This is a genomic window from Acinetobacter sp. MYb10 (assembly GCF_002980175.2).
In the GTDB taxonomy this organism is placed as follows: domain Bacteria; phylum Pseudomonadota; class Gammaproteobacteria; order Pseudomonadales; family Moraxellaceae; genus Acinetobacter; species Acinetobacter guillouiae.
This window is the reverse complement of sequence record NZ_CP058272.1, coordinates 3,554,952-3,567,363: the sequence shown is the minus strand read 5'-3', so window position 1 is coordinate 3,567,363 and position 12,412 is coordinate 3,554,952. Positions and strand designations below refer to the sequence as shown.

The 12,412-nt window shown below is 41.2% G+C and carries 11 protein-coding genes; 3 read left to right on the top strand and 8 right to left on the bottom strand.

The features are described from left to right. Nucleotides 1-64: 64 nt before the first annotated feature. The gene (locus CQZ96_RS16705; RefSeq protein WP_105714467.1) at nt 65-496 is read right to left on the bottom strand and encodes a GNAT family N-acetyltransferase; all 432 of its coding nucleotides are present in this window, start codon (nt 494-496) and stop codon (nt 65-67) included. A gap of 114 nt (nt 497-610) precedes the next feature. Here CQZ96_RS16705 and CQZ96_RS16700 point away from each other — a divergent pair, with 114 nt between their 5' ends. Further along, a complete protein-coding gene (locus CQZ96_RS16700; protein ID WP_105714468.1) occupies nt 611-1,297 on the top strand; it encodes a hypothetical protein in 687 nt (228 codons plus the stop codon). Between the two features lie 65 nt (nt 1,298-1,362). Here CQZ96_RS16700 and CQZ96_RS16695 read toward each other — a convergent pair whose 3' ends face one another. Next, nucleotides 1,363-2,613, bottom strand: a complete 1,251-nt coding sequence (locus CQZ96_RS16695; protein ID WP_105714469.1) for a class I SAM-dependent methyltransferase — start codon at nt 2,611-2,613, stop codon at nt 1,363-1,365. Nucleotides 2,614-2,714: 101 nt separating this feature from the next. Here CQZ96_RS16695 and trhA point away from each other — a divergent pair, with 101 nt between their 5' ends. Both trhA and CQZ96_RS16685 read left to right on the top strand, forming a co-directional pair. Next, nucleotides 2,715-3,359 (top strand): PAQR family membrane homeostasis protein TrhA, encoded by a 645-nt coding sequence (gene trhA, locus CQZ96_RS16690; RefSeq protein WP_004724103.1) that lies wholly within the window; start codon nt 2,715-2,717, stop codon nt 3,357-3,359. Nucleotides 3,360-3,496: 137 nt separating this feature from the next. After that, nucleotides 3,497-4,807: an MFS transporter gene (locus CQZ96_RS16685; protein ID WP_004724104.1), complete on the top strand. Its 1,311-nt coding sequence runs from the start codon at nt 3,497-3,499 to the stop codon at nt 4,805-4,807. 58 nt (nt 4,808-4,865) lie between these two features. Here the strand turns inward: CQZ96_RS16685 and CQZ96_RS16680 are convergent, their stop codons facing one another. The 6 genes from CQZ96_RS16680 to CQZ96_RS16655 form a co-directional block, all read right to left on the bottom strand. Then, on the bottom strand, nt 4,866-5,531 hold the full coding sequence (locus CQZ96_RS16680) for an RluA family pseudouridine synthase (protein WP_004724105.1): 666 nt from the start codon (nt 5,529-5,531) through the stop codon (nt 4,866-4,868). Nucleotides 5,532-5,688: 157 nt separating this feature from the next. After that, nucleotides 5,689-7,629, bottom strand: a complete 1,941-nt coding sequence (locus tag CQZ96_RS16675; RefSeq protein WP_105714470.1) for an acetyl/propionyl/methylcrotonyl-CoA carboxylase subunit alpha — start codon at nt 7,627-7,629, stop codon at nt 5,689-5,691. 94 nt (nt 7,630-7,723) lie between these two features. Continuing rightward, on the bottom strand, nt 7,724-8,557 hold the full coding sequence (locus tag CQZ96_RS16670; protein WP_004724107.1) for an enoyl-CoA hydratase/isomerase family protein: 834 nt from the start codon (nt 8,555-8,557) through the stop codon (nt 7,724-7,726). Between the two features lie 14 nt (nt 8,558-8,571). Then, entirely contained in the window at nt 8,572-9,729 is a 1,158-nt protein-coding gene (locus tag CQZ96_RS16665; RefSeq protein ID WP_004724108.1) for an acyl-CoA dehydrogenase family protein, read from the bottom strand. Nucleotides 9,730-9,834: 105 nt separating this feature from the next. Beyond that, on the bottom strand, nt 9,835-11,448 hold the full coding sequence (locus CQZ96_RS16660) for an acyl-CoA carboxylase subunit beta (RefSeq protein WP_096735136.1): 1,614 nt from the start codon (nt 11,446-11,448) through the stop codon (nt 9,835-9,837). Continuing rightward, the gene (locus CQZ96_RS16655) at nt 11,445-12,356 is read right to left on the bottom strand and encodes an SDR family oxidoreductase (RefSeq protein ID WP_004817877.1); all 912 of its coding nucleotides are present in this window, start codon (nt 12,354-12,356) and stop codon (nt 11,445-11,447) included. The genes CQZ96_RS16660 and CQZ96_RS16655 overlap by 4 nt, the downstream gene beginning before the upstream one ends. Nucleotides 12,357-12,412: the final 56 nt, after the last annotated feature.

Genomic DNA, 12,412 nt, shown 5'->3' with positions numbered 1-12,412 from the left:
CTTGGTTTATTTCAATCTTGGTTTATTTCAATCTTGGCTTATTTCAATGTGGGTTTATTTCAATTCAGTCATTTTTTAAACTTAACCCCATATCGATATGTGGAATCTCACAATCTAAATATTCTTCACCTTGTACCTGAAAGCCTAAGTTTTCATAGAAGCGCGTTGCATAGACTTGAGCGGATAATTGAAGAAATGCTCTATTTTGCTGTTTTGCTACTTGAATAATATGTTGCATAAGCAGTTTACCAATCCCCTCACCTCGATATTGTTGCAACACAGCAACTCGACCAATACTGTTATTTTCCAATAACCGCGCTGTCGCAATGGCTTGATCTTGTGCATATACAACAAAATGTAATGAAATGGCATCCTGCTCATCCCATTCATCTGCTTCACTGATGTTTTGTTCTTCGATAAAAACCATGCTTCGAATCAGTTTTGCATCGTGTTGAAGCTGACTCCACGGCCCAGATTGAATGACAAATTGGCTCATTATTTAAATCCTAATGGTTGAGAAATTGATCCTTCATTCTTGCAATTATGCTAATGTAATGCACAGTGACAATGCGTTCACTTTCACCAACTTAACTAAACTTGTAGAATAATTATGTTTCTAAATCATAAATTTAAAGTATTTATTTATAGCGCAATTTTACTGACGACTCAAAGTATTTATGCAAAAACATCCGAGCTAGATCGTGTGAACATTATCTCAAAAAGCATGATTGGATTATTTTCTCAAGACCCAAATCAAGATCAGCTTAATTTAAAAATGAGTGCCGCAATTACAGGTATCTCAGAGGCTGAAGCTAAAAAAAACCGCGATGAAAGTGGCGAAAAACAAGCCACTGCATCTGAAAAAATGGTGGAAATACTCAAAGAACAATTTAATGCCAGCGATTTTAAAATTGTTGCGCCAGCATTTGAGCGTCAAATGAAAGCTCAAAGTGCTGCATATCAGAGCTGTAAACAAGATGGTAAAATTATTGAAAATAGTCAAAGTTTTCAAGTACCGTTAACCTGTAAAGTCCCTGTGCTTAATTTAGACAATGTTCAAATGCCTGAACGTGGTAGCAAAGAAAGTGATGCGCAATTTGCAGCTAAAGCAACAGACTTTCTAACAGAACTACTGATTAAAGCCCCAACAGAAACATTAAAAACCAGTATCTTGATTCATAAAATGGGTGAGCAATTGATTCCAGAAATGGATGATCCGCAATATTTTCCAGATACCATTTCTCGAAAAACCACGGGCACAAGCGAAGCTGAGCTTGATGAAATGAATCAGCAATAAAATAATTTATCTAAATAGTACCAAGAGAGAAAGCAGTTAAACCTGCTTTCTCTCCTCACAACGCGCTAGCACTTAGCGCCAATGTCTTGCTGGTCCCACTGATCATTCAATAATAATTCTAAGGATTGCTTTTGAATCCCATACATCTCTTTTAAAGCACGAATTTGATCTAAGACTGTTTGATCAGGTGCAGTGAAATCTTTACGCTTGGTTGCCAAAATCATTTTGTTTTTACTGGTATGTTCCAATGCCACAAATTCAAAGACTTTGGTTTCATAACCATACGCTTTCAGCAACAGAGCTCGAATGGTATCTGTCAGCATTTCAGCTTGTTGTCCTGCATGAATACCGAATTGCAACATCGGTTGTAACACTTGTGGACTATTCAATTGTGGGCGTAATTCTTTATGGCAACAAGGTGCACACATAATCATTTGAGCGTTTAAACGGATACCTGTATGTATCGCAAAATCTGTTGCAACATCACACGCATGTAAGGCGATCATAATATCCAAATGGGATGGATGATACGTTCTCACATCACCTTGGAAAAAATCCAATTGATTAAAATCGGACTTTTGCGCAACCTCTTGGCAAAATTTCACCATTTTGTCATTCAGCTCAACACCTGTTACAAATGGGGTTTGATGTTGTTTTGCCAAATAATCATATAAAGCAAACGTTAAATAGCCTTTTCCTGAACCAAAATCGACAATTTTTAAAGCCTGATCTTTGGTTTTTCCATCGTGCGCTAAAATCTCTGGCTGTTGAATATGCACTAAAGCACCTGAAAAGATTTCAACAAATTTGTTAATCTGCTTCCACTTACGTGCCATGCTTGGAATAATCTGTGCATTGGCATCGGTAATACCGAGCGGTTGGAGGAAATAACTTTCTTGATCGACAAAACGATGTTTTGTACGATCATGCCCTTGTTGTTGGTTTTTAGCGGTTTTATCCAGCTTATTTTTACTGACGGTCAGCAAGGCTTTCTTTTTATTTTTCTTCAGCTGCGTTTCAGCCTCATGGGTAAATAAATTGGCTTGTTTACAATCCTCTGCCAGCCCCTGAATCGTGGTTAATGCATGGATAAGTGGATAGTTTTTAGTAATATCATTGGTTTTGTAACGATATAGACAGCTTAGAACCGTTTCATTCTGTAGCTGAATGACGCGAAAGGTCATTTTCTCTAAATCAACCAATTCTCCTTTATACTGACTTAAAATCAAACGATCTAAGCTTTGATTATCAATAGCTTGCTGTACGCTATCAAAAAATTGTTGTTCCTGAACAGATAAGCTTGCCACATTGGACATAATCAAAACTCGTATTAATTAAGTTACCTATTTTAAGACGTCTTACTTTAAAGGTAAAACTCCATTACTATACAGTTGTATTTTTAGGATAATAAGATCCAATGTCGACAGATAAATTGATTCACATCTATGCACCACAAGAAGAACGTATTAATGCGTTGAGTCATGCATTCGGTGCAATTTTGGCTGCTCTAGCGACTGTTTTGATGCTGATTAAAGGCAACTATCTTCATGGATGGCAATTTTTTGGATTGCTTGTCTATGGTCTAAGCATGATTTTACTGTTTTCCAGTTCAGCAATTTATCATTTTTCTGTCGATGAAAAAAAACGCCAATGGTATAAAAAGCTGGATCATACCGCGATTTATTATTTAATTGCGGGAACCTATACGCCCTTTTTGGCAATTGCCATCCCAACAGCAAAAGCACATTATTTATTGATTGCACTTTGGGTCATCGCAGCCATTGGAACACTATTCAAGTTAATATTCATTCATCGTTTTGAAAAAATTTCACTGATTGCTTATTTGGTCATGGGTTGGCTTGCCGTGCTTGTAATGGATGATATGCAACAGTATTTAAAACCAGAAGCATTAAAATTATTGGTCATTGGTGGTTTAGCATATACAATAGGCGCATTGTTTTATGCCTTAAAAAGAGTAAGATACACTCATGCTATTTGGCATATATTTGTTTTGGTCGGTGCAGGATCACATTTCCTTGCAATCTATCTTTACGTCATTTAATTCATAGACACTCAAAATTCAGTGACCCTGATGGAGTGAATTTGGGTTGATCTCGTTGTTTTTTTAAGAAATTACGCCTTTTTTAAAAAGATTACGCTTTAAAGACTCGTTTTACTTTTAAAAGTGTAAGGTTCACCATGGCGTCATTATCTACTGCTACTCCAGAAATTCAAACAAATTCAAAGGCTCGTGTTCTTTTCGCAAGTCTTGTAGGTACAACAATCGAATTCTTCGATTTTTATATCTATGCAACTGCTGCAGTCCTCATTTTTCCGCATCTGTTCTTCCCAGCAAGTACAGATCCGATGACGGCAACAATTCAATCACTCGCAACATTTGCCATCGCATTTATTGCCCGCCCTATTGGCGCAGCAATCTTTGGTCACTTAGGTGATCGTATTGGTCGTAAAGCAACCCTCGTCGCGGCTTTATTGACCATGGGTGTTTCAACAGTGTGTATTGGTCTACTTCCAACCTATGCACAGATTGGTATCGTTGCACCACTATTACTTGCACTTTGTCGTTTAGGTCAAGGCTTAGGTCTTGGTGGTGAATGGTCTGGCGCAGTCCTGCTTGCAACCGAAAATGCACCTGAAGGCAAACGTGCTTGGTATGGGATGTTCCCACAACTGGGCGCACCGATCGGTTTTATCTTGGCAACGGGTTCATTCCTTGGTCTTGGCGCATTGATGTCTGAAGCAGACTTTATGCAATGGGGCTGGCGTATTCCATTCCTTGCAAGTGCTGCATTGGTGATTGTGGGTTTATATATTCGCTTAAAATTGCATGAAACCCCAGCGTTCCAAAAAGTATTAGACAAACAAAAAGAAGTTAATGTTCCATTTAAAGAAGTTGTGACCAAACATTATAAAATGCTCTTCCTCGGCACAATTGCTGCGGTGTGTACATTCGTGGTGTTCTATCTCACAACAGTATTTGCACTCAACTGGGGAACCAAACAACTGGGTTACTCACGTGCAGAATTCTTAGAGATGCAACTGGTCGCAACACTGTGTTTTGCTGCTTTTATTCCGCTTTCTGCTGTATTTGCTGAGAAGTTTGGGCGTAAAGCAACCTCTATTGGGGTATGTATTGCCTCTGCACTTTTTGGTTTAGTATTTGCCAGTATGCTTGAGTCTGGCAGTACCGTAATTGTGTTCTTGTTCTTATGTGTAGGTTTAGCATTGATGGGAATGACATATGGTCCAATTGGTACGGTCTTGTCTGAAATTTTCCCGATTTCTGTACGTTATACAGGCTCAGCATTAACCTTTAACTTGGCAGGTATTTTGGGCGCATCTTTTGCACCTCTGATCGCAACTGAACTTGCAACCAAATATGGCTTACAAGCGGTGGGTTACTACTTGACAGCAGCATCCATTCTTTCACTGTTGGCATTCTTGGCCATTCGTGAAACAAAACATGATGATGTTAACAACCAAGTTTAATCCCCCTCTCAATGATCAAAGCCTGCAATTTTGCAGGCTTTTTTGATTTAGCCAAATGCTAAAATTCAGGCTCAGATACAATCTCAACCAGTAGATTATTAAAAGGCTGCATAAAAGACAAATAGCTTGCATGCAATGCCATACGCGCTAAATCGGTGTTAAACGGCGTAGGATGATAAAGCTTATCTCGCATAATCGGATGCCCAATATATTGCATATGCACCCGTAATTGATGAGAACGTCCTGTAATCGGTGTAAGTAGCACCCGACTTACATCCTTTTCAGCATCATAGCTTACAGATTCAAATAAAGTTTGTGCGGGTTTGCCTAACTCAAAATGCACGATCTGGCGTGGACGATTTTCCCAATCGGTAATCAAAGGCACATCCACACGACCATTGCTATTGATTTGCCCTTGCACCAAAGCAATATAATTTTTTTTAACAGTTCTCGCTTGAAACATTTTACTTGCTGCAACTTCTGCATCACGATGTTTGGCGAACAATAGAATGCCCGAGGTTGCCATATCCAAACGATGGGTAATCTTGGCATTTGGATATATTGCTAATACTCGAAAATAAGCGCTGTCGTGATGTTCAGGCAAACGCCCCGGAACTGAAAGTAACCCTGCGGGTTTATTGATGGCAACAAAGTCATTATCTTCAAAAATAATGTCAAGTGGATCTAAAGGAGGCTGATAAACAAAGCCATCATCAATCGGCATGTGGATCGCATATTGAGAAGAATTGCCGAAAAATAACAATAGACTAAAAAGCTGTCAAGCATGTACATGCTTTATTATTTTCAGCAATCAAAAAAACTCCAATACACGAGAATATTGAAGTTTTTAAGTCTCTATACAATACGTTTAATCCGATCAATCAAGCCTGAATATTCAATACCAACTGACGTTTCTTTACCTGTTGTCCAACTTGCCCAACAATCTCATTCACGACACCGTCCACATCAGACTTAATCTGTTGCTGAATCTTCATCGCTTCTAAAATCAACAAAGTTTGACCTTTAGTCACCGTATCACCCGCATTTACCAAGATATTGATAATCGCACCATCCATTGGTGCGCGAATGTGACCATCGCCTGCGACATCGGAAGTTTCAGGTGCTGCATAGGTGGTATTTTCAATGCTGATATTGCCATTTATCGCATCTAAATACAGCTGATTTCCATCTAAGACATAGTCAATCGAACGGCGTACACCATCCACCTCATAAATCAATTTTTCTGCTTGCTGTCCAATAATGCTGATCCCAAGTGTCTGCCCACAAATTTCAACGCTCACTTGGTTTTGATCACGTTTCACCAAAAGCTGTAATAACTGATCATCATGCTTGAGTTTTAAAGGTAAAGATAACGCAATTCCGGTATTCCAACTGCTTTGACTAGAAGCATTGGTCAACAGTGCCGCAGCAACAGCTAGGTGTTCTAAGCCCAAAGCTTGTTTATGTAAGCTGGCATCTGTTTGGAAATGTTCCTGAATAAAAGCGGTATTGGTGTCGCCTTTGACAATAATAGGGTGTCTAAGCAAATTCACTAAAAACTGCTTATTACTATTCACCCCCAACAATACGCAATCATCTACAGCACGCGCCAAGAGCCGAATGGCATCCTGACGGGTTTGACCATATGCAATGACTTTTGCCACCATTGGGTCGTAAAACGGACTAATTTCATCCTGTTGCAACAAACCATGATCAATTCGAACATTGGGTAAATCAGCAGCTTGCCAGCGCTGTATTTGACCAGTCTGTGGCAAGAAGTCTTGGCGTGGGTCTTCTGCATATAAGCGAACTTCTATCGCATGCCCTGATAAGGTCAATTCAGATTGTTGTAAGGGCAAGGTTTCACCATTGGCCACACGCAGTTGCCATTCCACCAGATCTAAACCCGTGATCAGCTCTGTTACTGGATGCTCGACTTGCAAACGTGTATTCATTTCGAGGAAATAAAACTCACCTGATTGATCCAATAGAAACTCAACCGTTCCTGCACCGACATAATCACATGATTTCGCTGCTGCAACAGCAGCCTCACCCATTTGTTGGCGTAAGCTTTCGGTCATCACTGGACATGGAGCTTCCTCAACCACTTTTTGATGACGGCGCTGTATCGAACAATCACGCTCAAATAAATACACATAATTGCCGTGGGTATCGCCAAATACCTGTATCTCAACATGGCGTGGAGCAATCACAGCTTTTTCAAGAATCAGCTCACCTGAACCAAAGGCATTTTCTGCTTCAGAACGCGCTGTTTTTAAGGCTTCAACAATATCAGCAGATTGTTGTACCAGACGCATACCGCGCCCACCACCACCTGCTGAAGCTTTGACCATCAGTGGATAACCAATTTTATTGGCTTGTTGTTCTAAATACTCTATATCTTGCTGATCACCTTCATAGCCCGGCACACATGGTACACCCGCCTGAATCATGGCAATTTTTGACAGACGTTTACTGCCCATCAATTCAATTGCAGGTGCAGGTGGGCCAATAAAGGTAATTCCATTTTTCTCACAGGCTGCTGCAAAATCGGTATTTTCAGAAAGGAAACCATAACCGGGATGAACAGCATCAGCCCCCGTTTTTTTACATGCGTCGATAATATTTTGAATAGATAAATAGGATGCTGAAACTTTTGAAGCACCAATATATACAGCCTCATCTGCAAGCTGTACATGGCGCGCATGACGATCTGCATCTGAATAGACAGCCACGGTCTGATAGCCCATTGCTTTTGCTGTTTTCATCACGCGAACAGCAATTTCACCACGATTCGCCACCAATATTTTTGAAAATGCCATTCTCGTTTTCCCTATTTTTGGTTTTATATTCACTTGATTATCTTGGTTGAATCACACCGATCTCAATCAAGATCAGTGATCCGCATTGTCAGACTTATGCATCAAACCAATTTGGATGACGCTTTTGGATAAAGGCCATTGTCCCTTCTATACCTTCTTCACCACCCACAGCATTGGCAAATTGCTGCGCAGCATCATCCAATAAAGGCGTCAAAGCTTCATTTAAAGTACGATGCAATAAAGCTTTAGTCACACGAGACGCTTGCGGAGCGGTACGTTTAATCTGCTGAATGGTTTCGATCAATAAAACTTCCAGTGCTTTTTCATTCTCAACCACTTCATGTACAACACCAACCTTCAATGCGGTATGCCCCTCAAAACGTGCACCAAGTAAAGCCAAACGACGCGCTTGAGTTAAGCCAATTCGCTTTACCACAAATGGGGCAATCTGGGCGGGAATAACCCCTAATCCTGTTTCAGGTAAACCAAATTTGGCATCGGCAAGACTGATTGCAATATCTGAAACACAGGCCAAACCAAAACCGCCACCCAATACTGCACCTTCTAAAACTGCAACAACGGTTTGTGGCGCTTGATCCACTTGCTCCAGCATATGTCCAAATTGACGATTGAAATCAACATAAGGCTGATTAGAACCAACACTGGTGGCCTCACCACGCAGTTGGGCCATATCTTTAATGTCACCGCCTGCACAAAAATGTCCATCTTTGCCACGTAAAATGACTGCACGAATGGAGATATCATCTTGAATCGTTTTAAACACCTGTTGAATCGCTTTGACCATATTCAAACTCATGGCATTGCGACTCTCAGGTCGATTAAGCCATAGGGTTAAAATGCTACCTTCTTGCTCAAGCTCAATACTGCGATCAAACTGTTGTGTTGTTAGAGATTGCGAAAGTGCCATATTTATTCTCCTTGTTATTTACGTTTAGATGGAAGGATGTCCATCAACTTACAAATAATTCCAAGCATAATTTCATCTGCACCGCCACCAATCGAACCTAAACGGCCATCACGATACAGCTGAGAAGCGGGGTTATCCCACATAAAACCATTTCCACCCCAGAACTGTAAGCAACTGTCTGCAACTTCTCGCGTCAAACGACCTGCTTTAAGTTTTGCCATAGAGGCAATTTCTGTTGCATTCCCACCGTCAATGTGGATTTCACAGGCACGATAGGTTAAGGCACGTAAAGCTTCTACTTCAGTCATCAACTCCGCAAAACGAAAATGTACATATTGGTTGTTAATCAGCGGTTGTCCAAAGGTGCTTCGTTCTTTGGTATATTGAATGGTTTGTTGAATCACATTTTCCAAACCACCAATTGCATTGGCAGCCGCCCACATTCGTTCTTCTTGGAACTGCATCATTTGCATCATAAAGCCCATACCTTCTGCACCCACCAAGTAGCGTTGTGGTACACGAACATTGTCAAAATAGACTTCTGCTGTTGTGGTTGAACGCATTCCCAGTTTATTAAGCGGTTCAGAGAAGGAGATACCTGTGGATTTTGCAGGAACAATAATCATGGACTTATTGACATGCGGTTTATCATCAGAGGTATTGGCCAATAAGCAAAAAAAGTCAGCTTGTAGGGAGTTGGTAATCCACATTTTGCTGCCATTAATCACATAATCATCACCCTGTTTTTTTGCGGTGGTTTTGATGGCTGCGACGTCTGAACCTGCATGTACTTCCGATACAGCAATCGAAGCGACATATTCACCCGCAATTGCAGGTGTTAAAAATTCATCCCGTAATTCTTGACTACCAAAGCGAGCCAAAGCAGGCGTTGCCATATCCGTTTGCACACCAATCGCCAAAGGTACGCCACCACAGGCGGCTCGCCCTAATTCTTCTGCAACCACAAGGTTATAAGAATAATCTAAACCTAATCCGCCATTTTCTTCAGGCTTACAAATCCCCAGCAAACCTAAATCCGACAGTTTTTTAAACACATCATGAATAGGAAATCGCCCTTCAGCTTCCCATGTCGGAATATAAGGATTGAGTTCAGTCTCAACAAACTGACGTGTAGTACGGCGTAGTGCTTCATGCTCTGTTGTAAATTTCATTGTTTTTTCCTTAAATTTAATCTTCTTTAACTCGCTTTAATAAAGCGGAGAACACCCCACTTTTAAAAGATGAGGAATGATGAGCTTTGCAAAGGGCGAGGATTTTTAAAGCCTCGATACACCAAATCGTATTGGATTTAGTTTGCGATGTTCTGCTTCATAAATTGTTTCTAATAAGAAGATCAGGACTTTGCGTGTATCACGCGGGTCGATAATTCCATCATCATGCAACATGGCCGTATTAAATAAGGCGGTTGACTGCTGTTCTAATTTTGCTGCTGTACTTTGCTCTAAGAAATCTAGCATCTGCTCGTTAGGCTCCATCCCTGAAGCTTTTTGCTTTCCTTCCGCTACGATACGTAATACCTTGCCAGCCTGAGCTGAACCCATCACCGCTACATGCGAGTTTGGCCATGCAAAAATAAATTGCGGTGATAATGGACGTCCACACATCGCGTAATTGCCCGCGCCATAGGAACCTGCCACAACAATAGAAATTTTCGGTACAGTGGTATTGGCAACGGCCTGAATCAATTTCGAACCATGCTTAATAATGCCGTTCTGTTCAGCATCAGTTCCGACCATAAAGCCTGTGGTGTTATGTAAAAACAGTAATGGACGTTTGGTCTGTTCACAGAGGTGAATGAACTGTGCAGCTTTGGTGGCGCCTTGTGGGGTAATCGGTCCATTGTTGGTGATAATTCCGATATGTAATCCACCAATTTTTGCCCAGCCACACACGGTCAATGCATCATATTCTTGTTTTACTTCAAAGAATTCAGAGTCATCAACAATTCGTGCAATCACATCTTTCATGTCAAAAGGCTGCTTCGGACTTGCAGGAATGATCCCTAAGAGCTCCTCGGCAGGATAACGTGGCTCTTTATAGCTTAAGTTTAACTTTTGAGTTTGCTCTTTCCAGTTAAGATGCTCAAAAACCTCACGAGCAATACGAATTCCATCGGCATCATTCTCGGCTAAAAATTCTGCTGTTCCAGCAACCTGTGCATGCATTTCTGCACCACCGAGTTCCTCTGCAGTTGCCACTTCTCCGGTTGCCGCCAAAAGTAAAGGTGGCCCTGCGAGTAACATCTCAGTTTGCTTACGAACTGCAATCACATAATCAGATAGACCCGGTTGATACGCTCCACCCGCAGTTGCATTGCCATGTACCACGGAGACTTGGGGTAAGCCTGCAGCAGACAGTCGTGCCTGATTGGCAAAGGTCATTCCACCATAAGTAAATACTTCAGCAGCGTAATTTAAGTTGGCACCCCCACTTTCAGTGAGAGTCAACATCGGTAATTTCTGTTCAAAAGCGATTGCTTGAAGACGTAAGGTTTTTTGTACCCCCATCGGTGACATTGTTCCGCCTTTGATTGCACTGTTACTTGCTGAAATCAGACAACGAACACCGCTGACAAAACCGATCCCTGAAATAATCCCACCACCTGCATCTGAACCATCTTTATCATCATGCATGCCATAACCCACCAAGCCACACAGTTCAACAAATGGTGAATCAGCATCAAGAGCTAAACGGACACGTTCATGCGGTAAAATTTTGCCTTTCTTGTCAAATTTGGGTTTGGCTGCATAAGATTTTTCAATATTCTTATTTTGTACTGCACGCACTTCGGCAATTTGAGCAAGTAATGCCTGCTTGTTCTGTTCAAATTGCTCACTACCAACTGCAATTTCGGATTGGAGAACAGTCATGAATTTTCTCCTGTCTGTTGGTTATTGGTTTGATCACTCAATTGTTGTTTTAATACATCTGGAATAAAGGCACGATGGAAGCCATTAAACGACTCGCTATTCGAAGCATCTGCCAATGGATACATTCGAGTGCCTAAGGATGCAGCGCCATCAATACGAATCGTCATGCCAGAAATAAAACCTGCTGCTTCTGAAAGTAAATAACAAATAGCAGAAGAAATTTCAGATTCGGTCCCCATTCGTTTCAGGGGTACATTCCCCGCCAAACTTGGAATAATAAATTTGGCAAAATCACCGGTGTAATTGTCCATTCCTGAAGAAACAACCCAACCAGGTGCAACACAGTTAACACGTACCCCAGAACGTCCCCATTCCACCGCTGCTGTTTTGGTTAAATTATCTACCCCAGCACGGGCTGCACCAGAGTGTCCCATCCCCGGCATGCCACCCCACATATCGGCTGCCATATTGACAATACTGCCACCATGTTTTGCCATCCACTGGTTATAGGCTTCTTTCATTAAGTAGAAAGTTGAATGCAGATTGTTGCGTACCACAGCATCAAAACCGTTGGCAGAAATGCCTTCTAAATTTGAGGGAAACTGACCGCCAGCGTTATTAACAAGCCCATCAAGTCTGCCAAATTTTTCAATCACTTCAGCAATCATCTCTTTCACGTTGTGTTCTTCGCGATTATCACAAACGATAAAATGAACTTTGCCACCATCTTCGATGATTTCTTTGCTGACATTTTCCAGCTTTTCAATTTTTCGCCCTGTAATCACCACTTGAGCCCCTAAAGCAGCCAGTTCATGAGCAGTACAGCGTCCTATACCCGAACCACCACCGGTCACAATGATGACTTGGTCCTGAAAAGCATCCGATCTAAATATTGAGTGATAATGCATTTTTATATCCAAATTGTTGTCTTTTAACTTGCTTAAATCCCGCTCCAAGCTCCCTT

Bases quoted from the DNA above. Each gene is read 5' to 3' on its own strand.
- CQZ96_RS16705 (WP_105714467.1), bottom strand. From the start codon at position 496: ATGAGCCAATTTGTCATTCAATCTGGGCCGTGGAGTCAGCTTCAACAC.
- CQZ96_RS16700 (WP_105714468.1), top strand. From the start codon at position 611: ATGTTTCTAAATCATAAATTTAAAGTATTTATTTATAGCGCAATTTTA.
- CQZ96_RS16695 (WP_105714469.1), bottom strand. From the start codon at position 2,613: ATGTCCAATGTGGCAAGCTTATCTGTTCAGGAACAACAATTTTTTGAT.
- trhA (WP_004724103.1), top strand. From the start codon at position 2,715: ATGTCGACAGATAAATTGATTCACATCTATGCACCACAAGAAGAACGT.
- CQZ96_RS16685 (WP_004724104.1), top strand. From the start codon at position 3,497: ATGGCGTCATTATCTACTGCTACTCCAGAAATTCAAACAAATTCAAAG.
- CQZ96_RS16680 (WP_004724105.1), bottom strand. From the start codon at position 5,531: ATGCCGATTGATGATGGCTTTGTTTATCAGCCTCCTTTAGATCCACTT.
- CQZ96_RS16675 (WP_105714470.1), bottom strand. From the start codon at position 7,629: ATGGCATTTTCAAAAATATTGGTGGCGAATCGTGGTGAAATTGCTGTT.
- CQZ96_RS16670 (WP_004724107.1), bottom strand. From the start codon at position 8,557: ATGGCACTTTCGCAATCTCTAACAACACAACAGTTTGATCGCAGTATT.
- CQZ96_RS16665 (WP_004724108.1), bottom strand. From the start codon at position 9,729: ATGAAATTTACAACAGAGCATGAAGCACTACGCCGTACTACACGTCAG.
- CQZ96_RS16660 (WP_096735136.1), bottom strand. From the start codon at position 11,448: ATGACTGTTCTCCAATCCGAAATTGCAGTTGGTAGTGAGCAATTTGAA.
- CQZ96_RS16655 (WP_004817877.1), bottom strand. From the start codon at position 12,356: ATGCATTATCACTCAATATTTAGATCGGATGCTTTTCAGGACCAAGTC.